This is a genomic window from Streptomyces sp. NPDC086023, assembly GCF_044540325.1.
Classification (GTDB): Bacteria; Actinomycetota; Actinomycetes; order Streptomycetales; family Streptomycetaceae; genus Streptomyces.
The window spans coordinates 292,462-315,561 of the sequence record NZ_JBITRX010000002.1 but is presented as its reverse complement, the minus strand read 5'-3'; the positions used below and the strand labels follow the sequence as shown (position 1 = coordinate 315,561).

Here is a 23,100-nt window from a genome sequence, read left to right as displayed (position 1 = left end):
CGGCCGCTTCCTCCAGGCCCCCGGGGCCACAGACCGCACGACCGTGCGTTCAGTAAGCTGGGGGCATGACTGACGGTCGCGTGGAACGCGGAAACCAGACGCGCAGGCTCGTCCTCGACCGGACCATGCGCACGGCCTCCGTGGACGGCCTGGAGGGGCTCTCCCTGGGCAAGCTGGCCACCGAGCTGGGCCTGAGCAAGAGCGGCGTGTTCGCTCTCTTCGGCTCGAAGGAGGACCTCCAGCTCGCGACCGTCCGCGCGGCGGTGGAGCTGTTCACCGACCAGGTCATCCGGCCGCTGCGGGACGAGCCGCAGGGCGTCCGGCGCGCGTGGCGGCTCTGCGAGCTGTGGCTGGAGTACTCGGACCGGCGGGTGTTCCCCGGCGGCTGCTTCTTCCACTCCGTCTCGGCCGAGTTCGACGCCCGCCCCGGCGCCGTGCACGACGAGATCGCGAAGACGCGTGGGGACTGGCGGCGGTACGTGGAGGGGACCCTGGACCGGGCGCGCCTGGCCGGCGGGTTCGACGCGGACCTCGACGTACCCCAACTCGCTTTCGAAATCATCGCGTTGATGGAGATGGCGAACGCCGAGTCGGTGCTGCACGACGACCCGTCGGCGTACGGGCGGGCCGCGCGCGGCATCCTGTCCCGGCTGCGCGCGGCGGCGGCCGCCCCGGAGGAACTCCCGGAGCGGCCGCCCCTGTTCGGCACCGCCTGATTCCACTCCGCCGGCACCGTCCGCGGCCCCGTGGCGCGCCGGTCAGGCGACGGCCGACGGGAGGCTCTCGTCGGTGACGGCGAACTCGACGGCGCTCGCGATCACCCGGGGGTCGTGCAGGATGCGGCGGTGGCCGAGGCCGCGGGTCTCGACGAGCCGGGCGCGGTCGCCGTACGCGGCGGCGATGGCCCGCGCCTGGGCGGGGGCCGCGACCTCGTCGTCGGCGTCGTGCAGGAGCAGGACGCGTACGCCGGTCTCGTCGGGCCGGTGAGTGGCGGCGAGCCGGTCCCAGATGCCGGGCTCGCCCGGGAAGATCTTCTCCTCGACGTGGGCGCGCAGGGCGCGCTGCACCCGGGTGCCGAGGCCCAGCCGGGCCGAGAACTGCTCCAGCAGGTAGTCGAAGTCGGCGACCCCGCCGAGTGCGACGACGCGGTCGGCGCGCACGCCGCCGCGGAGCGCGAAGAAGGTCGCGAGGACACCGAAGGAGTGGGCGACGACGGCCGTGAACTCGCCGTTCTGCTCCTGTAGTTGCCGGATGGCGTCGCGCATCTGGCGGATGTTCGCGGCGCGGCCGGCGGAGGCGCCGTGGCCGGGGGCGTCGAAGGCGACGACGGTGTGGCCGCCCTCGCGGAGGGCTCGTACGAACCCGGCGAACTTGGCGGCCCGGGAGGACCATCCGTGCACCAGCAGCACGGGCCGGCCACCGGTCCCCCAGCGGTAGGTGGTGACGGGATGGCCGTCGACCTCGATCTGCCCGACGACGGCCTCGCGCATCAGGGCGGCCTCGTCGGGCCGCGCGGTGCTGCGCCCGGCGGGGCGGACGAACAGGTGGAACGCGGCCCGCCCGGTGAGGGCCGGCGCGACGTACGAGCCGGCCCCGAGGGCGGCGCCGAGCAGTGAAGCCATGGGTTGCATGCCCGTTTCTCCGGATCTCGCTCAGGACGGCGGATGCGAAGATATTAGCACGATCGTTCGTGTTGTTTTGATCCCGTGTTTGTCCGGTCACACGAAGTTCGATCGTTGTGGACGCACACCTTCCGCAAAGGCCGGCGGGACGGCAGACTCCGACGGTGAATTCGAACGCATCCATGCCGCCCCGCGCGGTCGAGGCGAGATGGCAGCAGTTGATCCTGACCTGGCAGCGCCAGCGCGACGATCACGAGGTCCGCGCGCCGGGGAGTCCGTTCCCCGACATCGTCGCCCTGCTGGAGGCGGCCCGTGCGGAACCGAGGCTGCGGGAACTCTTCCCGTTCACCTCCGACCACACCCTGCGCCTCAGCACCTCCACGACCTTCCCGTACGACGTTCAGGCGCCCGCCGTCGACCCCCTGCCCGACGGGCGGTTCCGCGTGTGCGAGGCCCGCAGCTCCCGGGTGATCGGCTACGCCGCCAGTGCCGACGAGGCCGTCCGCCTGGTCACCGCCAACCTGCCCGAGGGGCTGGGGCCCGCGTCATGAATCCTGGCCGGGAGGGTCGTCGTGTCTGGCGCGGCTGGGCTGGACGCGCTTGGGCTCTCCCGGCATCTTCGGGTAGTCCGGCGGGTACGGCATGTCGCCCAGGCCGTGGTCGTGTTCGTGGCGCTCCGCCAGCTCCAGGGCCGCGTCGAGCGTGAAGGCGTGGTCGTCCATGTCCGCGTGGACGTCGCCCAGTTCGGCGTACCGGGCCGGCATCGTCACGATGTCGAAGTCGCGCGGCTCGGCACTGCCGACCTCGTCCCAGCGCAGCGGCGCGGAGACCGGGGCGTGCGGGCGCGGGCGGACCGAGTACGCGCAGGCGATCGTGCGGTCCCGCGCCGTCTGGTTGTAGTCCACGAAGATCCGCTCGCCGCGCTCCTCCTTCCACCAGGCCGTGGTCACCCGGCCCGGCATCCGCTCCTCCAGCTCCCGTCCGATCGCGATCGCGCACCGTCTGACCTCGGTGAACGTCCACCGCGGCGCGATCGGCACGAACACGTGCAGCCCGCGGCCGCCCGAGGTCTTCGGCCACCCGCGCAGCCCGAGCCCGTCGAGCACGTCCCGCAGCTCGTGCGCGGCCTCCACCGCGTCGCCGTAGTCCGTGCCCGGCTGCGGGTCCAGGTCGATGCGCAGCTCGTCCGGCCGGTCGGTGTCGTCCCGGCGCACCGGCCACGGGTGGAAGGTGATGCAGCCCAGCTGCGCCGCCCACAGCACGGCCGCCACCTCGGTCGGGCAGATCTCGTCCGCCGTCCGTCCGCTGGGGAAGGAGATGTGCGCGGTCGGGATCCAGTCGGGCAGGTTCTTCGGGGCCCGCTTCTGGAAGAAGGACTCGCCTTCCACCCCGTCGGGGTAGCGCTCCAGGGTGGTCGGCCGGTTGCGCAGGGCGCGCAGGATCCCGTCCCCCACGGCGAGGTAGTAGTTGGCCACGTCGAGCTTCGTCAGCCCGCGCTCCGGGAAGTACACCTTGTCCGGATTGGACAGCCGGACCGTGCGTCCGCCCGCGTCCAGCTCCACCGCAGATCCCATGCCCGCCACGGTAAGCGCGCCCGGCGGGCCCCGCACACCGGGCGGCCCGCGCGGCCCCGGCGCAGAATCGACCCATGGACCTGCCGGTGATGCCGCCCGTGAAGCCGATGCTCGCCAAGTCCGTGGCCAGGATCCCGGCGGACATGCAGTACGAGGCCAAGTGGGACGGCTTCCGGGCCATCGTGTTCCGCGACGGCGAGGAGATCGAGCTCGGCAGCCGCACCGGCAAGCCCCTCACCCGGTACTTCCCCGAGCTGGCGGCGGCCCTGAAGGCCAACCTGCCCGACCGCTGCGTGGTCGACGGCGAGATCGTGGTCGTCCACGACGGCCGGCTGGACTTCGACCGGCTCACCGAGCGCATCCATCCCGCCACGTCACGTGTGACATTGCTCGCCGAGCGCACCCCCGCCAGCTTCGTCGCCTTCGACCTGCTCGCCCTCGGCAACGAGGACCTGACGCCCGCGCCGCTCGCCGACCGCCGCGCCCGGCTCACCGAGGCCCTGTCCCCCGCCCGGCCCCCGGTCCACCTCGCTCCCGCCACCACCGACGCCGAGCTGGCACGGGACTGGTTCGACCGCTTCGAGGGCGCAGGCCTCGACGGCGTCGTCGCCAAGCCCCTCGACCTGCCCTACAGGCCCGACGCCCGGGTCATGTACAAGATCAAGCACGAGCGGACCGCCGACGTCGTGGTCGCCGGCTACCGCTTCCACAAGAGCGGCCCCGTCGTCGGTTCCCTGCTCCTCGGCCTGTACGACGACCGGGGCGCCCTCCAGCACGTCGGCGTCTGCGCCGCCTTCCCGATGAAGCGGCGCGCCGAGCTCGTCGAGGAGCTGGAGCCCCTGCGGATCGACGACGCCTCGGGCCACCCCTGGGCCGCCTGGTCCGACGAGACCGCGCACGAGGGCGCCCGGCTGCCCGGTGCCCCGAGCCGCTGGTCCGGCAAGAAGGACCTCGCCTGGGTGCCGCTGCGGCCCGAGCGGGTGGTGGAGGTCGCATACGACCACATGGAGGGCGACCGGTTCCGGCACACCACGCAGTTCCGCCGCTGGCGGCCCGACCGTACGCCGGACGGCTGTACGTACGCCCAGCTGGAGGAAGTGGTCCGCTACGACCTGGCCGAGGTGCTCGGCACCGGCTGACCCCGCCGCCTCAGCGCGCGGTGATCTTCTCCCACTCGTCCCGGTCGGGACCCGCCTGGTTGGGTACGTACCCGGGCCGCGCGGCCAGCCAGTCCGCCACCCGCCGCCGCACCGCCGGGTCGGCGTACGCGCGCTCCGGCGACTCCGCCAGGTGCCGGACCCGGGCCCGTACCCGCATCACTTCCGGGTCGTCGAGCGCGCAGTCGAAGAGGGCCGCGGACTCCCGGGCGGCGCCGGTGCGCGCCGCCCGGCTCGCCAGCCGGTCGCCGGTGGAGTCGTCGGCCGCCACCTGGAGGTCGAACCAGGGCCGCAGCGTGCGGACCGCCCAGGCGCGGTAGCCGGCGGCGAAGCGCGCGCCGCCCGGGTCCTCGTGCGCCGTCGCGGCGACCCGGCGGGCCGCCCACAGGGCCAGGGACACGCCCTGGGCGAGGGTGGGGTTGGTGTGGGTGAGGGCGTCGCCGACCGGCACCAGGCCGCTGGCCACCGGCCCCCGCTCGTCGGCGGGCGCGCTCCAGCGGTTGTCGAGCCCCGCCATCGCCAGTACGTCGGACAGTGGTTCGGCGCCGAGGGCGAGCCAGGCCGCGCCGGGCGCGAACGTGCGGGCGGCGGCCTCGAAGACGGCCGGGTCGCGCAGGGCCGCACGGGTGGGGTCCGAGGTGTGGACGAACAGCGTCACGGCGAACATGCCGTTGTCGGACGGGAAGACCGCGCAGCCCGCGAAGCTGCCGCCGGCCACCGACCAGGGCCGGGCGGGGCCGTCGAGGGTGCCGCCGGGCAGCCGGTACCAGCGGCCGAAGTAGGCGATGCCGGTGCGGTGCTGCTCGGTCCTGCCGGGCCGGCAGCCGGACTCGGCGAGCCAGCGGTCCACCGCGCCGCGGCGCCCGGCGGTGTCGACGACCAGGTCGCCCTCGGAGCGGCCGTCCGCGGTCCGTACGCCCGTCACGCGCGGCGGCTGCGCGCCCGCCGCCGGCCGGGTGAGGAGCCCGGTGACGGGGGTGCCGAAGTGGCGGGTGACCCGGGGCTCGGCGCGCAGGGCGGAGGCGAGGGCGCTCTCCAGGACGATCCTGCGGGCCTGCACCATCACGAGGTCGTCGTCGCCCGGCCGGGCGGGCGGGCGTTCCTCGAACCAGTCCAGCTCGTGCCGCTCGCGGGCCCCGAGGCGGAGCATCTCCGCGTACACGTCGGGGAGTTCGGTGCGGAGCAGGGTGCGGGCGGCGCCGAGCAGCACGTGCGGCTGGTTCGCCTGGGGGACGCCGGGGCGGTGCCAGCCGAAGAAGTCGCCGTCGAGGTCGGCGCCGGGGGCGCGCTCGGCCTGCTCGAAGACCTCGGCGGTGTGCCCGTGCCGCGCGGCGAGCAGGGCGGTGGCCATGCCGCCGATGCCTCCGCCGATGACCAGGAAATGCGCCACTGCCCCTCCTGCCGCCCGCGCGCGGGGCCGGTGCACCGCGTCGCCCAAGAGACTGCGCGGGCGGGGCCGGGGCGAAACCCGGGCGGCGGGGGCGGGGCGGGGGGCCGTGCCGGACGGGTCGTGCGGTGCCGTGCCGTGCCGGCGGCGGGCTTGCCGGGGCCGGGTGTGCCGGGGGCGGCCGTGCCGGGAGCGGGCCGTGCCGGCGGCGGGCTTGTGGTGGCCGGGCGTGCCGGGGGCGGTGCGCCCGTATCCTCGGCTGGGCGTCGCGTGCCGTGGCGGCGCCCTGGCACGGACCTGCGGAGGGATGCGCGATGACGGACGGGAAGCCCGGCGAGGAGCGGCCCGACCGGGCGCTGCCGGCCACGAACGCGGTGGCGGGCGTGGGGATGGTGGTCGTGGACCCGGCCGGACGGGTACTGCTCGGGCTCGCGCACGACGGGCGCTGGGAGCTGCCGGGCGGCAAGACCGATCCGGAGGAGAGCTTCGAGGCCGCGGGGGCGCGGGAGCTTGCGGAGGAGACGGGGCTGCTGGTCGACCCGGCCCGGGTGCGGGTGCTGGCGGTGCTGAAAGACGCGAAGGGCGGCGTGAGCCGGGTGACGGCGGCCGCGGTGGCGGAGCTGCCCGGGGATGCCGGCGGCGAGGCGCGGGTGACCGAGCCGGACAAGATCGTGCGGTGGGAGTGGTTCGCGCCGGAGCGGCTGCCCGCGGAGATGTTCGCGCCGTCGGCGGCGGTGCTGCGGGTGTGGCGCCCCGGCCTGGACGTGGCGGCGGTACCGGCGCACTGCTACCCGGTGGTGGGGACGTAGCCGGGCGCAGGACGCAGCCAGGCGCGGGACGCAGCCCCGCACGGGACGCAGCCCCGCACGAGGCCCAGCCCGGCACGGGACGCAGCCCCGCACGGGACGCAGCCCGGCAGGGGGCCCAGCCCGGCACGGGACACGAGGCGCAGCCCGGGACGGGCGGTCCGGCGTACGGCGGGCGGCCCGGCGCACGGGCGGCTGACGCCGGGCCCGATCAGCGCCGTGGGGGGCCGGCCCGCAGGACCGGCGTACGGCGGCGTCCCCGCCGGGGCGGCGTGCCGCGGCGGTCAGCCCGGGAGGGCCGGGACTCGGGCGAAGCCGCCCTCGGCGAGGTCCTCGGCCAGCAGCCGCTTGGCGATCGCGTCGGCGGCGGCGCGGAGTTCGGCGCTGCGCGGGCGTCCGCGGTCCTTCTCCAGTTCGGCGCCGAGCCAGTCGGCCCACGCCGCGGAGATGACCGCGGCCTCGCGGCGGCCGGCCTCGGTGTGGGAGAAGAAGCTGCCCTCGCGCGAGAGGTAGCCCTCCTCGGTCATCCGGTCGAAGACGGGTACGAGCACCTCCGGCGGCAGGTGGCGGCGGGCGGCGATCAGTCCGAGGCTGGCGTGGCCGACGGTGCGGGTGAGCAGGTCGACCTGCATGACGGCCCAGGCCCCGGCGATGTCGAGGCGGGTGTCGGACTCCTGGACGATGCGGCGGGCCTGCGCCGGGTCCATGCCGCGGACGAGCCGGCCGACGGCCAGTTCGAGGAGCTTGGCGGAGTCGCCGGTGGTGGCCGGGGAGGCGAAGCCCTCGCCCATGTCGGTGGAGGTCGCGCGTGCGCTGTCGCGGAGCCTGACCTCCTTGAGGAACAGGGCGACGACGAAGCCGACGGCGGCGACGGGCACGGTCCACAGGAACACGGTGTGGAGGGTGTCGGCGTAGGCCTGGACGATGGGCGCGGCCTCGGCGGGGCGGAGGGAGTGGACGCCCTGGGGGCTCTGGGCGGCGCGCGCCAGTTCGGCCGGCGGGGTGCCGGTGGTGCGGGCGGCCTCGGCGACGCCCGCGGCCAGGTTGGGGCCCAGGTTGTTGGCGTAGAGGGTGCCGAAGACGGCGGTGCCGAAGGAGCTGCCGAGGGTGCGGAAGAACGTCACGCCCGAGGTCGCGGTGCCGAGGTCGGCGTAGTCGACGGTGTTCTGCACGGCGATGGTCAGGACCTGCATGCACAGGCCGATGCCGACGCCGAGGACGAACATGTAGAGCGATTCCAGCCAGGTGCCGGTGCCGGGGCCCATGCGGGAGAGCAGGTAGAGGCCGGCGCCCATGACCAGGCAGCCGACGATGGGGAAGACCCGGTAGCGGCCGGTCTTGCTGACCACGTTGCCGCTGAAGACGGACGCGATGAGCAGGCCGATGACCAGGGGCAGGGTGCGCACGCCGCTGACGGTGGCCGAGTCCCCGTCGACGTACTGGAGGTAGGTGGGCAGGAAGGTCATCGCGCCGAGCATGGCGAAGCCGACGACGAAGCTGAGCACCGAGCAGACGGTGAAGACCGGGTTGCGGAACAGCCGCATCGGCAGCATGGGTTCGGCGGCGCGGGTCTCCACCACGCAGAACAGCGCGAGGGCCACGGCGCCGCCGGCGAAGAGGCCGATGATGACGGGCGAGCCCCAGGCGTACTCGTTGCCGCCCCAGCTGGTGGCGAGGATGAGGGCGCTGGAGCCGACGGCGACCAGGGCGATGCCGAGGTAGTCGATGGCCGGGCGGACGGCGGAGCGCACGGACGGGATGGAGCGGGCGGCGGCCACGACGACCATGACGGCGAGGGGGACGTTGACGTAGAACGCCCAGCGCCAGCTGAGGTGGTCGGTGAACAGGCCGCCGAGGAGGGGGCCGATGACGGTGGCCACGCCGAAGACCGCGCCGATGGCGCCCTGGTACTTGCCGCGTTCGCGGAGCGGGATCACGTCGGCGATCAGCGCCATGGAGGTGACCATCAGGCCGCCGGCGCCGACGCCTTGGAGGCCGCGCCACACGATGAGCAGCGACATGTTGGTGGCCAGGCCGCACAGGAACGAGCCGATGATGAAGACGACGGCGGAGATCTGGAAGATGACCTTGCGGCCGAAGAGGTCGCCGAACTTGCCGACGAGCACGGTGGCGACGGTCTCCGCCAGGAGGTACGAGGTGACCACCCAGGACATGTGGGCGGCGCCGCCGAGGTCCGCCACGATCGTGGGCAGGGCGGTGCCCACGATGGTCTGGTCGAGGGCCGCGAGCAGCACGCCGAGCATGATCGTGCCGAAGACGACGTTGCGCCGCCGCCGGTCCAGCACGGGCGGCGGCTCGGCGGCCGCGGGGGCGGACTCTCGGAGGGTGGTCACATCTCGCACTCTCACACCGGGGTGTGGGTGTCGCATGTGACATTACGCCGTACGGGGCGCCGGCGCGGGCGGTGCCGGACGGTCGCGGTCCGGCTATCCGCGCAGGTAGGACAGGCCGGGGTGGACTTCGACGTACCCGTCGAGCAGGGTCTTGGCGACCGCCGCCGAGTCGACCAGGGGGTGCAGGGCGAAGGCCTTGACGGCGGCGGCCCGCGATCCGCTCTCGGCCGCGGCGAGGACCTCGCGCTCGACCGCCTTGACGGCGGTGACCAGGCCCGCCGCGTGGTACGGGAGGGGCGCCGCGGCGAGGGGGTGGGCGCCGCTCGCGTCGACGAGGCAGGGCACCTCGATGACGGCGTCCGCGTCGAGCAGGGACAGGGTGGTGCGGTTGGGGACGTTGAGGATGAGGGTGGTGCGCTCGTCGCGGGCGATGGCCCGCATCAGGGCGAGGGCGACCTTCTCGTAGCCGCCGGACTCGAGGTCGTCCTCGTCGCGTTCGCCGACGCCGGCCGCCTCGCGGTTCTCGGCCATGTAGGTGGCCTCGCGCTCGGCCAGTGTGCGCTCCCAGGCGGCCCGGGCGGAGGTGCCCTCCCGGGCTGCCTCGGCGTAGAACCCGGCCTGCTGGTCGCGGAGGAAGGCCCCGCGGGTGCGGCCGTCCTGCTGGGCCTGCCGGTAGGCGGCGACGGCCTCGCGGTTGAAGTAGTAGTAGTGCAGGTACTCGTTGGGGACGGCGCCGAGTGACCGGATCCAGTCGGCGCCGAAGAGCCGGCCCTCCTCGAAGGACTCCAGGGCCTTGGTGTCGGCGAGCAGCCGGGTCAGTTCGTCGCGGCCGTCGACGTGCAGACCGCGGACCCAGCCGAGGTGGTTGAGGCCGACGTAGTCGACGAAGGCGCGGTCGGGGCGGGCGCCGGCGAGCCGGGCGAGGCGGCGGCCGAGGCCCACCGGGGAGTCGCAGATGCCGATGACCCGCCGGCCGAGGTCGCGGGCCATCGCCTCGGTGACGAGGCCCGCCGGGTTGGTGAAGTTGATGGTCCACGCGTCGGGGGCGAGTTCGGCGATCCGGCGGGCGATGCGGCGGGCCACGGGCACGGTGCGCAGTCCGTACGCGATGCCGCCGGCGCCGACGGTCTCCTGGCCGAGGACACCCTGTTCGAGGGCGACGCGTTCGTCGTCGGCGCGGCCCTGGAGTCCGCCGACGCGGATGGCGGAGAAGACGAAGTCGGCGCCGCGCAGGGCCTCGTCGAGGTCGCGGGTGGCGGTGACGGCGGGGGCGTCGGGGACGCCGCGGGCCTGTTCGGCGAGGACGCGGCCGATGGCGGTGAGGCGGGCCGGGTCCTCGTCGTGGAGGGTGACGCGGTCGATGCGGCCCTCGGCGTGGTCGCCGAGGAGCGCGCCGTAGACGAGCGGGACCCGGAACCCGCCGCCGCCGAGGATCGTCAGTTTCACGTGACATACCACCCTTCACACTGCACGGTCACAGGTCACCGTGTACCGCACAGTGTGGCCTCCGTGCGGTCCGTCCGGGGAGCGGCGCCCCGGCCGGCCGCGGGTTCCGGTGGTCCCGCGGGCGGACCCGGGGGGCTCCGCGGTCCCGGCCGCTCAGTCCTTGAGCGGCGGGACGGCGCGGAGTCTGGGGGCCTGCTGCGCGGGCGCCGGGGGCGTGCCGACGGGCGGTCCGTACCCGCCCTGCGGGGCGGAGAGGACCAGGGTGATCCGGGTGAAGCCCATGCCGTCCAGCATGGGGCCGTTTTCGGCCACCAGGCGGCACCGGGCCCGCCCCCAGCGGGGGTCGGGGTGCCGCACGGCGCGTACGCTGCCGTCACGCTCGGCCGCCTGGGGTCCGTACGTGCTCAGCCAGTGCGGGACGCCGTAGCGGTACGCGGCCTCCATGAACGGGTCGCGGGCGATGTCCTGCCGGATGCTCTTCAGTCCGGCGTCCTCCGGGGCCGCGGCCAGGGCGGTGGAGAACTGCGCCAGCAGGGGCACGCACCAGGCCGGCTCGTGGTCCTCCAGGACCGCGGCGGCGTCCGGGTGGAAGAGCACGAACCGCAGGAAGTTGTCGTCCGGGAGGGCCGTCGGGTGCGGTCGCACGGACTGGAAGAGCTGGTCGAAGGCGGAGTTGGTGAGCGCCACGTCCCAGCGGTGGTCGACGAGGAAGGAGGGATAGGGCACGGCCTCCATGAGCGCCGCGTAGTCGCGGAGGTAGTCGCGCTGTGCGGGGTCGTCGGGCAGGCGGCTCTCCTCGGAGGGGCGCCAGGACTGCGGCGGGTCGCGGTCGGCCATGACGCGGAACAGCCAGAAGCACTGCCGCTCGCTCATTTCCAGGGCCTGGGCGAGTGCCAGCAGCTTCCGGTCGGTCCACTCCTTGACCAGGCCCCGTTCCCAGTTCCCGTACGCGCGCACGCTGATGCGCAGGCGTGCGGCCACGTCCTCCTGGCTGAGGCCGAGTTCCTCGCGGCGCTGCCGCAGGAGTTCCTTGCGCCGCTCCGACCGAACCGTTCCGCGTACGGGCTCTTCGCCCGCCAGGGCTTCCTGGCCGGACCGCGCGAGGGCATCGGACGGGCCCACCGCTGCGAGATGTGACACCGAGAGCTCCCCCTTCTCACGGTCTGCGATCTTCATTTCCGTGTGGCGATCCTGCTACCAGCCTCGATGGAGTGTCAACTATTGTGGCAATTCCAGCCGGGGGACGCCTTATTCACGCCACAGCTGTGGCAAGTTCTAGCCGTCGGGCGGGCATCCGGGTTAGCCTCCTCAGGCCAACCGCGTGTCCGAACCAATCTCGCGTGATCTAGGAGAACCACTGGTGACAGACGGCTTCCCGGCTCCCGTCCCAGTGGCCACCGCGCCTCTGACGGCCACCGTGGCGCGCGTCGCCGAACTCGCCGACAAGCTCGGGCGGGCCCACGCGGAGGTCTTCGACCTCCGGCGCCTCTCCGAGGCCTCCGGTGTGCCGGCGGACGTGGTCAGGGCCCTCCTCGACGGCCGACCGGCCGGCGAGCCCGACGTACAGGCGCGCTTCCTCCAGCGGCTGGCCCTGCTCCGCCGCACCCGGGTGAAGCCCAACGGCCGCCGCTACACCCAGCAGGAGATCGCGGACGGGGCGGGCATGTCCCGCCAGCAGGCGGGCGCGCTGATCAACGGCGACCGGCGGCCCACGATGGAGCACTGCGACGCGATCCAGCGGTTCTTCGGCGTGCACGCCGGGTTCCTCACCGCCCACGACGCGGACGCGCTCACCGACGCCCTCCTGCGGACGGAGCAGCAGCTGCTGCAGGACTTCGCGGGACGGGAGCGGGAGACCGTGCCGGCCCAGGTCCCCGCGGGGGCCGACCCGCTGGCCAGACTGCTCCAGGACCACGGGGTCCGCGGCATCGCCTGGCGGGCCGCCCAACTGCCCACGGACAAACACCGGGACAAGGTGACCGAGTGGCTGGACATGCTGCTCGAGAGCGTCAAACCGACAGATTCCTGAAGTCCTGATCCGGATCCGCGCCGACGGGGAGAACGGTGAGCATAGGCAGAGAGCAGCGGCGGCTGTGCGGAGAGCTGGTGGCCGGCCTCCGGCTCCCGGCGCCCGCGGAACCCGTGGACCTCTACGCCGCCCTGTGCGAGGGCATGAGCCGCCACCGCGGCCGGCCGGTGCAGTTCCGCATGGCGTCGTTCCCGCCCGGGACGGCCAGTGGCCTGTGGCTCGACATGGCGGACCGGGACCTCGTGGTGGTCGAGGAACGCACCGCCCCGGACCACCAGTTGGTGATCCTGGGGCACGAACTGTGGCACATGAAGGCCGGACACTGCAGCCACCACGTCGACGGCGCGGCGGTGGCGGCCCGGCTGCTGTCGGAGGAGGCCGACCTCAGCGAGACGGTCCGCCGGGTGGCCGCCCGGACCCGGGCCGACGTCTCGGAGGAGACGGAGGCCGAGACGTTCGGGCTGCTCCTGGGCAGCAAGTGCCGTCCCTGGCTGGCGCGCAGCGGCGGCATCGGCCGTGCCCCGGCCCGCCGCGACGGGCTGGCGGGCCGCATCGAGGCCTCGCTGGGCTACCGAGGACCGCAGGCCTGACCGTTGACTGGTGGGGACTACTACATTCCCGCGGCCGCGCTGTGGATCTCGCTGGCCTTCAAGCTGCCGGCGCTGCGACACAACTGGCGTGATCCGCTGCTGCGTTCCGTCTGCTCGCTGCTGATCCTCTCGGGAGCGGTCTTCGTCTTCGCCGCGCCGCCCACGATCTCCGTGGTCAACCGGCTGACCGGCACCCCGAACTTCTCGGCCCCGCTGGTGTATGCGCTGATCAGCGCGTTCAGCGCGTCCTGTCTGATCCTGATCGTGAACTGGCGGGGCGGGCCGCCCGAGGACACCCGGCGCTTCTCGCGCCGCTGGATGACCTTCTACGGGGTCGCGATCGTGGCGGTGGTGGTGCTGTTCTTCCTCGGGGAGACCCCCGTGGAGCGGCTGCGCGACTTCGACACGTACTACGCCAACACCCCGTACATCCGCGAGATGATCGCGCTGTACCTGGTGACGCACCACATCGCCGCCGTGGTGATGACGGTGCTCTGCTGGCGCTGGTCGCTCCAGGTCCGCGGCTGGCTGCGCACCGGTCTCGTGATCATCGTCGTGGGCTACGGCTTCACGATCGCCTACGACATGACGAAGTTCGCCGCCGTCGGGGCGCGCTGGGCCGGGCGGGACTGGGACGGCCTGAGCACGTACCTCGCTCCCCCGCTGGCGTCGATGGGCGCGCTGGTCAGCGCGATCGGGTTCATCCTGCCGCTGATGTGCCAGCGGGCCGCGGACAACTGGCACACCTGGGCGACGTACCGGCAGTTGGGGGCGCTCTGGCGCGAGCTGCGCGGAGCGGTGCCGGCGGGCACGCCGAGCGTGCGGATCGCCTGGTGGTCGCCGGCGGAGCTGCGGATCCTCCAGCGGGAGTCGGACATCCACGACGGCTTCCTGACGCTCGGCCCGTACTTCGACCTCGCCCTGCACGCACGGGTGTACGAGCGGAGCCTGGCGGCCGGCGAGGGGCCGGACGGCGCCAAGGCCGTGGCCGACGCGGCGATGGTCGCGGCCGCGGTACGGGCCCGCTCGGCGGCCGCCGAGGAGCCCGACGGCCCCGACGCCCTCGACGACGGCCCGGACGGGGACGAGGCCCCGCCGGGGGTGCCCGGGCCGGCCGAGGGACCGAGGGACCTGGTGCGCATCTCCCACGCGCTGCGGCATTCCCGCGAGGTGGCGGCGGCCCGGCGCGCCACGGGCACCGGCTGAGGCCGGGCGGCGGCGTGCCGCCGCCCGGCGGGCCGGGTGGCCGGGTCAGCCTGCGGCGGCCTGGGCGACGGCGGCCGGGAACAGGTCCAGGAAGGGCGCCGCGGCGTCCGTGCCCTCGCGGCCGAACGGCGCGTCGAGGCTCCAGACCAGGAACAGCAGGAACACGATCAGGGCGCTGAACAGGCCCGCGAGCAGCAGTTCGCGGCCCGAGCGGCGGATCTGCAGGGTGAAGATCAGGCCGATGGTGACGACGGCGCCGGTGAGCAGGCCGAACCACACCATCCCGGGGAGGGTGGAGCCCGCGCCCTGGTTGCGGGCGTGCCGGGCGTCGTCGGCCGTCGCGATGTGGTCGAGCAGCGGCTGGTAGGCCTGGGCCTGCAGCTCGGTGGCCGGGCTCTGGTGCGTGAGGTCCGTGCGGAGCTTGCCCAGCAGTGCGGTGCCCTCCGCGGAGGGGGCCTTGTCGTCGGTCAGGAGCGGCCAGTCGACGGCCACGGTGTGGGAGACGTAGTCGCTCACCTCGTCGCGGATGCGGTCGCGGACGGGCCCGGGGTAGACGTCCACGCGCTGGCTGACCTCGTACAGGGCCTGGGCCTCGCGGCGGACGTTGTCCTCGGCGGCGCCGCGGGCCTCCCAGACGCCGGCGATGGCGAGACCGAGGACGATGGCGTAGACGACGCCGACCATCATCGTCATGTACTCGATGACGTCGGGGGTTTCGTTGGTGTCCTCGTCCTCGGCGACCCTGCGGTGGCGCAGGTTGGTGAAGGCGAGGACGGCGGCGCAGACGAGCACCATGGAGACGGCCAGGATCAGCCACTCGTACACGGGGGTCTCCGGTTGTCGGTTCGGGGCGGTTCGGGGTCGGGGGTGGTCGCGGCCGGGGGCCGGTCAGGAACCGGAGCGCGACCTGCCGCGGGGGCGCAGGGCTGCGGCGGCCAGGACCGCCGGGGTGGTCACGACGATCATGAGCGTCATGGTGGACATGCCCTGCGGGCCGTGGCGCTGGAGCAGCGCCGAGCGGTGGTAGGGGCGGACGTGGAAGGCCCGTGCGGGCGGTGCCGGTGCGGCGGCGGGGGTCTGGGGCGCGGCCGCGGGCGCTGCGGGGGCGGGGGCGGGGGGGGGGGCTTCGGCCGGCGGGTACGCGGGCTCGGGCGCCGGCGTCGGCGCGGTGGCCGGTACTGCCGGTGCTGCCGGTGCTGCCGGCGGGGCGTGCCGTGCGGGTGACGGCCCGGCCGGGGGCAGGTGCCGGGGCGCGGGCCGCGGGGGTGCCGGGGGCGGGGTGGGGGGCGGCGTCGGGCGGGCCGGGGGCGCCGGTGGCTCGGGGGCGGGCTCGGCCGGGGGCACGGTGAGCGGGGGCGGGGGTGCGGGGGTGGCCGGGGCCGGGGCGGGCGGAGTGGCCGGGGGCTCCCCCGGGCAGGCGTCGGGCCGTACCGCGGCGGGGAACGCGGCGGGGTCCGGCGGGGGTTCGGCGGCCTGGGCCGTCTGGGCGTGCAGCGGGCTGAGGGCGGCCAGCATCCCTGCGCCGGCCAGGTACTGCCAAGCGGTCACCGCGCGTCCTCCCGGTCCCGTCGGGCGCACCACGGGCGTGGTGGCTCCGGGAGGAGAAACGATCACGGGCCGGGATCGATACGCGCCCGCGCGCGCCCGGCGCCCGGCCGGGTCGCGTTCCGGCCGATCGGGGGACGGGGTCCCGGCCTGCCGGCCGACGTGGTCCCGGCGGGCGCCGGTCACACCGGCGGCCCCGCCGGCGGGAGCCCCGCGAGGACCGGCCGCCCCGCCGCGTCGCCTTGCCGAGCGCCCTGACGGTGCTCGCGCCGGTGACGGCCGGGGGCGGCTGCCGGCCTCCTGGTGCCGGCCGGCGACCGATCGGTGAACCGTACGGCAGCACCGGGGTGTTCCTCTCCGTGCCGGCGATCGGCGCGTTCGTCACGGCGTTCGTCACGGCGGTCTTCGCGACGGGCTCGCTCGTACGCCGCCCCGCGACCGGCGGCGCCCCGCTCGTGCTGCGCTTCCTGCTGTGGATCGCGGCAAGTACCCGCGGTTCGTGCGGCCGTTGCCGGCCGGCCTCTTCGTTCCGGTCCGCGGCTTCCCGGTGCGCGGCGCGGCGTAGTGGCCGTGCGGTGGGCGCGGGGGTGCCGGCGGGTCCCCCGGTCGACCGCCCCGCCGCGCGGAATCAGGCAGATGCCACTTTCATGGTGATTCATGGCTGATCGTTTCGGGGAGGCACGGGTGCGGGACACCACATCGGAGCCGGGCGCGGTGCTGCTGAAGGCCGGGCGGTTCTTCCGGCGCGGCGAGGACGCGCCGGACCTCCACAGCGTGCGGCTGACCGGCGGCCGGGAGGCCGACGCCTTCTACCGGGACCGGTGGAGCCACGACAAGGTCGTGTACTCGACGCACGGGGTGAACTGCACGGGTTCCTGCCGGTGGAAGGTGTACGTCAAGGACGGGATCATCACCTGGGAGACCCAGGCCACCGACTACCCGTCCGTGGGCCCGGACCGCCCGGAGTACGAGCCGCGCGGCTGCCCCCGCGGCGCCGCGTTCTCCTGGTACACGTACTCCCCCACCCGCGTGCGCTACCCGTACGTGCGGGGCGTCCTGCTGGAGATGTACCGCGAGGCGAAGGCCCGCCTGAAGGACCCCGTGCTGGCGTGGGCCGACATCCAGGCCGACCCCGAGCGGCGCCGCAGGTACCAGCAGGCGCGCGGCAAGGGCGGCCTGGTACGGGCGAACTGGGACGAGGCCGTCGAGATCATCTCGGCCGCGCACGTCCACACGATCAAGGAGTACGGTCCCGACCGCGTCGCCGGCTTCTCCCCGATCCCGGCCATGTCGATGGTCTCGCACGCCGCCGGCGCCCGGTTCATGAGCCTGATCGGCGCGCCGATGCTGAGCTTCTACGACTGGTACGCGGACCTGCCGGTCGCCTCCCCGCAGGTGTTCGGCGACCAGACCGACGTACCCGAGTCCGGCGACTGGTGGGACGCGGCCTACCTGATGATGTGGGGCTCCAACGTCCCCGTCACCCGCACCCCCGACGCCCACTGGATGGCCGAGGCGCGCTACCGCGGCCAGAAGGTGGTGGTGGTCGCGCCGGACTACGCGGACAACGCGAAGTTCGCCGACGAGTGGCTCCACCCGCACCCGGGCACCGACGGGGCGCTGGCCCTGGCGATGGGGCACGTCATCCTCAAGGAGTTCTTCGTCGACCGGCAGACGCCGTTCTTCACCGACTACGTGAAGCGGTTCACCGACCTTCCGTTCCTGGTGACGCTGGAGGAGCGCGACGGCGCGTACGTGCCCGCGAAGTTCCTGCGCGCCTCCGATCTGGGCGACACCTCCGAGGGCGCGGAGTGGAAGACCGCGGTGCTGGACGAGGCCACCGGGCAGGCGGTGGTGCCGGGCGGGTCGCTGGGCTTCCGCTGGACGGAGTCCGGCAAGGGCAGGTGGAACCTCGACCTGGGCGGCATCCGGCCGGCCCTCACCCTCCAGGGCGGCGACAGCGCGGCGGGCACCGCGGAGGTGCTGCTGCCGCGCTTCGACACCGAGGGCGGCACGCACGGCCAGGGCCGGGGCGAGGTGATGCGCCGCGGCGTGCCCGTACACCGGATCGCCGGACGGCTGGTGACCACGGTGTACGACCTGTTGCTCGCCCAGTACGGCGTGGGCCGCCCGGGCCTGCCGGGCGAGTGGCCGGCATCGTACGAGGACGCGAGCCAGCCCGGCACGCCCGCCTGGCAGGAGACCCACACCTCGGTGCCGGCGGCACGGGCGGTGCGCATCGCGCGGGAGTTCGCCGCCACGGCGGAGGAGTCCCAGGGCCGCTGCATGATCCTGATGGGCGCCGGCACCAACCACTGGTTCCACTCCGAGACCATCTACCGGGCCTTCCTGGCGCTGCTCCAGCTCACCGGCTGCCAGGGCCGCAACGGCGGAGGCTGGGCGCACTACGTCGGCCAGGAGAAGTGCCGTCCGGTGACGGGCTGGGCCACGCTGGCCGCCGCGTCGGACTGGTCGCGGCCGCCGCGGCAGATGATCGGCGCCGCGTACTGGTTCCTCAACACCGACCAGTGGCGGTACGACCGGTTCACCGCGGACGTGCTGGCCTCGCCGCTGGGCGAGGGCCGGTTCGCGGGGATGACCGGCGCCGACTGCCTGGCGCAGTCGGCGCGTTCGGGCTGGATGCCTTCGTACCCCACCTTCGACCGCAATCCCCTGGACCTCACGGAACAGGCGCGGGCGGCGGGCCTGGAGCCGGCGGCGTACGTGGTGGACGAGCTGAAGGCCGGGCGGCTGGGCTTCGCCTGCGAGGACCCGGACGCTCCGGAGAACTGGCCGCGGGTGCTGACGCTGTGGCGGGCGAACCTGCTGGGCTCCTCCGCGAAGGGCGCCGAGTACTTCACCAAGCACCTGCTGGGCACGCACTCGTCGTTGAACGCGCAGGAGGCGGAGCCCGAGGTGCGGCCGCGCGATGTGACATGGCACGAGCAGGCTCCGGAGGGCAAGCTCGACCTGCTGCTGTCGCTCGACTTCCGGATGACCTCCTCGACCCTGCTGTCCGACATCACGCTGCCGGCGGCCACCTGGTACGAGAAGCACGACCTGTCGAGCACCGACATGCACCCCTACGTGCACTCCTTCACCCCGGCCGTGGACCCGCCCTGGCAGGCGCGCACGGACTTCGAGACCTTCAAGGCCGTGGCCGAGCGGTTCAGCGAACTGGCCCGGGACCACCTGGGCACCCGCGAGGACCTGGTCGCCTCGCCGCTCCAGCACGACACCCCGGGCGAGATCGCGCAGCCGGGCGGCGTGGCGCTGGACTGGCGCAAGGGCGAGTGCGAGCCGGTGCCCGGCAGGACGATGCCGCAGCTGACCGTCGTGGAGCGCGACTACACCGCGGTCGGCGCCAAGTTCACCTCGCTGGGCCCGCTGGTCGAGAAGCTGGGCCTGGCGGCCAAGGGCATCGTGCTCCGGCCCGACGAGGAGGTCGAGGCGCTCGGCGCACTGAACGGCACGGTCCGCGGCGGTCCGGCCGACGGCCGCCCGCTGCTGGACACGGCGGTCAAGGCGGCCAACACCATCCTGCGGCTCTCCGGCACCACCAACGGGCGGCTGGCCACGCAGGGCTTCCGCACCCTGGAGGAGCGCACCGGCCGGGAGATGGCGCACTTGGCGTCCGAGCACGAGGGCAAGCACATCACGTACGCCGACACGCAGGCGGCCCCCGTGCCCGTGATCACCTCCCCGGAGTGGTCGGGCAGCGAGTCGGGCGGCCGCCGGTACACGGCGTTCACGCTGAACACCGAGCACCTCAAGCCGTGGCACACGCTCACCGGCCGCCAGCAGTTCTTCCTGGACCACGACTGGATGCACGAGCTGGGCGAGGGCCTGCCGGTGTACCGGCCGCCGCTGGACATGCACCGGCTGTTCGGCGAGCCGGTGCTCGGGCCGGACGGGAACCGGGAGGTGACGGTCCGCTACCTCACCCCGCACAACAAGTGGTCCATCCACTCCGAGTACCAGGACAACCTGTTCATGCTGTCCCTGTCCCGCGGCGGCCAGGCCGTCTGGATGTCGCCGCAGGACGCGGAGGCGATCGGCGTCGCGGACAACGACTGGATCGAGGCGGTCAACCGCAACGGCGTGGTCGTGGCGCGGGCGATCGTCTCGCACCGCATGCCCGAGGGCACGGTCTACATGCACCACGCGCAGGAGCGCACGGTCAACGTGCCCAAGGCGGAGCACAACGGCCGCCGCGGCGGCATCCACAACTCGCTGACCCGACTCATCCTCAAGCCGAGCCATCTGATCGGCGGGTACGCCCAGCTCTCCTGGGCCTTCAACTACCTGGGGCCGACCGGCAACCAGCGCGACGAGGTGACGGTCATCCGGCGCCGGTCGCAGAAGGTGGAGTACTGACATGGCCCGTGACGGAGCCCCCATCGGGCGTGTCATGGCACAGCTCGCGATGGTGATGAACCTCGACAAGTGCATCGGCTGCCACACGTGTTCGGTGACCTGCAAACAGACGTGGACCAACCGCACGGGCATGGAGTACGTGTGGTTCAACAACGTCGAGACGCGGCCCGGCCAGGGCTACCCGCGGCGCTACGAGGACCAGGAGCGGTGGCGCGGCGGCTGGGAGCTGAACAAACGCGGGCGGCTGAAACTCAAGGCCGGCGGCCGCTTCCACAAGCTCGTGTCGATCTTCTCCAACCCCGTGCTGCCGGAGATCAAGGACTACTACGAGCCCTGGACGTACGACTACCGCAACCTGACCGACGCGCCGCTGGGCGAGGACTTCCCGGTGGCGGAGCCGCGGTCGCTGCTCGACGGCAAGCCCATGAAGGTGGAGTGGAGTTCCAACTGGGACGACAACCTCGGCGGCGCCACCGAGCACGGCGGCGCCGACCCGATGGTGGTGAAGACCCGTGAGAAGGCCGCGGAGAAGGTGAGGTTCGCCTTCGAGCAGACCTTCATGTTCTACCTGCCGCGGATCTGCGAGCACTGCCTGAACCCGGCCTGCGTGGCGTCCTGCCCGTCCGGCGCGATGTACAAGCGCGAGGAGGACGGCATCGTCCTGGTCGACCAGGACCGCTGCCGCGGCTGGCGGATGTGCGTCACCGGCTGCCCGTACAAGAAGGTCTACTTCAACCACGCCACCGGCAAGGCCGAGAAGTGCACCCTGTGCTACCCGCGCCTGGAGGTGGGGCTGCCCACGGTCTGCTCGGAGACCTGCGTGGGCCGGCTGCGCTACCTCGGCGTGGTGCTGTACGACGCCGACCGGGTCACCGAGGCCGCGTCCACGGCGGACGAGCAGGACCTGTACGAGGCGCAGCTGGGCGTGTTCCTCGACCCGGAGGACCCCGAGGTCCGGCGGGCCGCCGAGCGCGACGGCATCGCGCACGACTGGATCGAGGCCGCGCGGCGCTCCCCGGTGCACGCCCTGATCAGCACGTACCGGGTGGCCCTGCCCCTGCATCCGGAGTACCGGACCATGCCGATGGTCTGGTACATCCCGCCGCTGTCGCCGGTGGTGGACGCGCTGGCCGAGACGGGCTTCGACGGCGAGGACGCCGGGAACCTGTTCGGCGCCATCGACACGCTACGGATCCCGCTGGAGTACCTGGCGGAGCTGTTCACGGCCGGCGACACCGAGCCCGTGCGGGCCTCGCTGGACCGGCTGGCGGCGATGCGCTCGTACATGCGTGACGTCAACCTCGGTCGCCGGCCCGACAGTTCGGTGGCGGAGCGGGTCGGGATGAAGGGCCAGGACATCGAGGACATGTACCGGCTGCTTGCCGTCGCCAAGTACGAGGAGCGGTACGTGATCCCGACGGCCGCGGTCGGCGACGCCCGGCGGCTGGAGGAGTCCGCGGTGCCCGACGCGTGCAGCCTGGACCACGCCGACGGGCCCGGCATGGGCGGCGCCGGCCCGACCGACGACGGGTCGTTCGGCGGTGACTCGGGGCGCAAGGCCCTGCCGCTGGTGACCCTGGAGAACTTCCATGCCCTGCGCAGGCGGCAGACCGCCGACAAGGAGGAGGAGAAGTGAGCACCGGAACCCGTATCCGGCCCGGTTCCCCGGCCGCCGACCCCGCGGTCCTGCACCAGGCCGCCGCGCTGTGCCTGACGTACCCCGACGCCGCGTTCGAGGAGCGGCTGCCGCTGCTGCGGGCCGCCGCGCCCCAGCTGCACGGCTTCCTCGACCACGCCGAGTCCGTGCCGCTGGACGCGCTGGCCGCGCACTACGTGCGGGTCTTCGACTTCAAGAACAAGCACTGCCTGTACCTGAGCTGGTGGCTGGACGGGGACACCCGGCGGCGCGGCGAGTCCCTGGTGCGGTTCAAGGAGGCGTACCGGGCGCACGGGCTGGAGTTCAGCAACGAGGAGCTGCCCGACTTCCTGCCGGCGGTGCTGGAGTTCACGGCGCAGACCGGTGACGGTGCGCTGCTGCGCGAGCACCGGCCGGGCCTGGAGCTGCTGCGGCTGGCGCTGGCGGAGACCGGCACCCCGTACGCGCATGTGGTGGCGGCCGTCTGCGCGACGCTGCCCGGCCCCTCCCCCAAGGACCGGGCCGAGGCGCGGGCGCTGGCCCGGTCGGGTCCGCCGCGCGAGGACGTGGGGCTGGACGGCCTCCCCCCGTACGGGCACCTGGGGCTGCTGCCGGTGCTGAGCGGGGAGAGCTGATGGGCACGCTGCTGTGGGGCGTGCTGCCGTACGTCGCCTTCGTGCTGCTGGTGTCGGGGCTGATCTGGCGGCACCGCTACGACAAGTTCGGCTGGACCACCCGGTCTTCGCAGGTGTACGAGTCGAGGCTGCTGAACATCGCCTCGCCGATGTTCCACTACGGCATCCTGTTCGTGCTCGTCGGGCACCTGATGGGACTGTTCGTGCCGGAGTCGTGGACGGACGCGGTGGGCATGTCGGAGCACACGTACCACCTGTTCTCGCTGTTCGGCGGCACGGCCGCGGGCGCGCTGGCGGTCGTGGGCATCGGGATGCTGGTGTACCGGCGGCGCACCAACGCCCCGGTGTTCAAGGCGACCACGCGCAACGACAAGGCGATGTACGTGATGCTGCTGGCCGCGATCGTGATGGGCCTGTGGGCGAAGCTGGCCAACTCGTCCATCAGTTCGGGCTACGACTACCGGCAGACGATCGCACCTTGGGCGCGCAGCCTGTTCACGCTGCAGCCGAAGGTGTCGCTGATGGAGGGCGTCCCGGTCACGTTCCAGGTCCACATCGTGATCGGGATGGTGCTGATCGCGCTGGTGCCGTTCACCCGGCTGGTGCACATGTTCAGTGCGCCGGTGCAGTACCCGTTCCGTCCGTACGTGGTCTACCGGGCCAAGGAGCAGGGGCAGTTGGGGCAGCGTCCGCCGCGGCGGGGCTGGGAGCGGGTGGACCGGTAGCGGTCCTGGTG

General features: G+C 73.6%; 19 protein-coding genes. 11 read left to right on the top strand and 8 right to left on the bottom strand.

Annotated elements, in window-relative coordinates:
• The first annotated feature begins 65 nt into the window (after positions 1–65).
• Positions 66–716 (top strand): TetR/AcrR family transcriptional regulator, encoded by a 651-nt coding sequence (locus ACIF6F_RS04730; protein WP_399941212.1) that lies wholly within the window; start codon positions 66–68, stop codon positions 714–716.
• 42 nt (positions 717–758) lie between these two features.
• Here the strand turns inward: ACIF6F_RS04730 and ACIF6F_RS04725 are convergent, their stop codons facing one another.
• Entirely contained in the window at positions 759–1,622 is an 864-nt protein-coding gene (locus tag ACIF6F_RS04725; RefSeq protein WP_399941209.1) for an alpha/beta hydrolase, read from the bottom strand.
• 164 nt (positions 1,623–1,786) lie between these two features.
• On the opposite strand from ACIF6F_RS04725, the gene ACIF6F_RS04720 reads away from it, so the two are divergent.
• Positions 1,787–2,173 (top strand): DUF6193 family natural product biosynthesis protein, encoded by a 387-nt coding sequence (locus ACIF6F_RS04720; RefSeq protein ID WP_399941207.1) that lies wholly within the window; start codon positions 1,787–1,789, stop codon positions 2,171–2,173.
• Here the strand turns inward: ACIF6F_RS04720 and ligD are convergent.
• Positions 2,168–3,196, bottom strand: a complete 1,029-nt coding sequence (gene ligD, locus ACIF6F_RS04715) for a non-homologous end-joining DNA ligase (RefSeq protein WP_399941205.1) — start codon at positions 3,194–3,196, stop codon at positions 2,168–2,170. The two genes, ACIF6F_RS04720 and ligD, sit on opposite strands and share 6 nt — an antisense overlap.
• Before the next feature lie 74 nt (positions 3,197–3,270).
• Here ligD and ACIF6F_RS04710 point away from each other — a divergent pair, with 74 nt between their 5' ends.
• On the top strand, positions 3,271–4,335 hold the full coding sequence (locus tag ACIF6F_RS04710) for an ATP-dependent DNA ligase (protein WP_399941202.1): 1,065 nt from the start codon (positions 3,271–3,273) through the stop codon (positions 4,333–4,335).
• Positions 4,336–4,345: 10 nt separating this feature from the next.
• Here the strand turns inward: ACIF6F_RS04710 and ACIF6F_RS04705 are convergent, their stop codons facing one another.
• The gene (locus ACIF6F_RS04705; RefSeq protein ID WP_399941200.1) at positions 4,346–5,743 is read right to left on the bottom strand and encodes an FAD-dependent oxidoreductase; all 1,398 of its coding nucleotides are present in this window, start codon (positions 5,741–5,743) and stop codon (positions 4,346–4,348) included.
• A 311-nt stretch (positions 5,744–6,054) separates the two neighbouring features.
• Here ACIF6F_RS04705 and ACIF6F_RS04700 point away from each other — a divergent pair, with 311 nt between their 5' ends.
• Positions 6,055–6,549: an NUDIX hydrolase gene (locus tag ACIF6F_RS04700; RefSeq protein ID WP_399941197.1), complete on the top strand. Its 495-nt coding sequence runs from the start codon at positions 6,055–6,057 to the stop codon at positions 6,547–6,549.
• Positions 6,550–6,830: 281 nt separating this feature from the next.
• Here ACIF6F_RS04700 and ACIF6F_RS04695 read toward each other — a convergent pair whose 3' ends face one another.
• From ACIF6F_RS04695 to ACIF6F_RS04685, 3 genes are all read right to left on the bottom strand, one after another.
• Positions 6,831–8,936: an MDR family MFS transporter gene (locus ACIF6F_RS04695; RefSeq protein ID WP_399941194.1), complete on the bottom strand. Its 2,106-nt coding sequence runs from the start codon at positions 8,934–8,936 to the stop codon at positions 6,831–6,833.
• Positions 8,937–8,993: 57 nt separating this feature from the next.
• Complete coding sequence (locus tag ACIF6F_RS04690) at positions 8,994–10,346, bottom strand: 6-phospho-beta-glucosidase (RefSeq protein WP_399941191.1); 1,353 nt, start codon at positions 10,344–10,346, stop codon at positions 8,994–8,996.
• A 153-nt stretch (positions 10,347–10,499) separates the two neighbouring features.
• Positions 10,500–11,522 (bottom strand): helix-turn-helix domain-containing protein, encoded by a 1,023-nt coding sequence (locus tag ACIF6F_RS04685; protein WP_399941189.1) that lies wholly within the window; start codon positions 11,520–11,522, stop codon positions 10,500–10,502.
• Between the two features lie 184 nt (positions 11,523–11,706).
• Between ACIF6F_RS04685 and ACIF6F_RS04680 the strand changes: the two genes are divergently transcribed.
• From ACIF6F_RS04680 to ACIF6F_RS04670, 3 genes are read left to right on the top strand one after another with little or no spacing between them, the layout of a single operon-like run.
• The gene (locus ACIF6F_RS04680; protein WP_399941186.1) at positions 11,707–12,375 is read left to right on the top strand and encodes a helix-turn-helix domain-containing protein; all 669 of its coding nucleotides are present in this window, start codon (positions 11,707–11,709) and stop codon (positions 12,373–12,375) included.
• Positions 12,376–12,410: 35 nt separating this feature from the next.
• Complete coding sequence (locus ACIF6F_RS04675) at positions 12,411–12,965, top strand: toxin-antitoxin system, toxin component (protein WP_399941184.1); 555 nt, start codon at positions 12,411–12,413, stop codon at positions 12,963–12,965.
• A 3-nt stretch (positions 12,966–12,968) separates the two neighbouring features.
• Positions 12,969–14,171 (top strand): MAB_1171c family putative transporter, encoded by a 1,203-nt coding sequence (locus tag ACIF6F_RS04670; protein WP_399941182.1) that lies wholly within the window; start codon positions 12,969–12,971, stop codon positions 14,169–14,171.
• A 45-nt stretch (positions 14,172–14,216) separates the two neighbouring features.
• Here the strand turns inward: ACIF6F_RS04670 and ACIF6F_RS04665 are convergent, their stop codons facing one another.
• Positions 14,217–14,996: a hypothetical protein gene (locus ACIF6F_RS04665; RefSeq protein ID WP_399941180.1), complete on the bottom strand. Its 780-nt coding sequence runs from the start codon at positions 14,994–14,996 to the stop codon at positions 14,217–14,219.
• Positions 14,997–15,059: 63 nt separating this feature from the next.
• Complete coding sequence (locus tag ACIF6F_RS04660; RefSeq protein WP_399941178.1) at positions 15,060–15,719, bottom strand: hypothetical protein; 660 nt, start codon at positions 15,717–15,719, stop codon at positions 15,060–15,062.
• Positions 15,720–16,373: 654 nt separating this feature from the next.
• Between ACIF6F_RS04660 and ACIF6F_RS04655 the strand changes: the two genes are divergently transcribed.
• From ACIF6F_RS04655 to narI, 4 genes are read left to right on the top strand one after another with little or no spacing between them, the layout of a single operon-like run.
• The gene (locus ACIF6F_RS04655; protein WP_399941175.1) at positions 16,374–20,093 is read left to right on the top strand and encodes a nitrate reductase subunit alpha; all 3,720 of its coding nucleotides are present in this window, start codon (positions 16,374–16,376) and stop codon (positions 20,091–20,093) included.
• Between the two features lies 1 nt (position 20,094).
• On the top strand, positions 20,095–21,729 hold the full coding sequence (narH, locus tag ACIF6F_RS04650) for a nitrate reductase subunit beta (protein WP_399941173.1): 1,635 nt from the start codon (positions 20,095–20,097) through the stop codon (positions 21,727–21,729).
• Entirely contained in the window at positions 21,726–22,364 is a 639-nt protein-coding gene (gene narJ, locus ACIF6F_RS04645; protein ID WP_399941170.1) for a nitrate reductase molybdenum cofactor assembly chaperone, read from the top strand. The genes narH and narJ overlap by 4 nt, the downstream gene beginning before the upstream one ends.
• Complete coding sequence (gene narI, locus ACIF6F_RS04640) at positions 22,364–23,089, top strand: respiratory nitrate reductase subunit gamma (protein WP_399941167.1); 726 nt, start codon at positions 22,364–22,366, stop codon at positions 23,087–23,089. The genes narJ and narI overlap by 1 nt, the downstream gene beginning before the upstream one ends.
• Positions 23,090–23,100 lie beyond the last annotated feature (11 nt).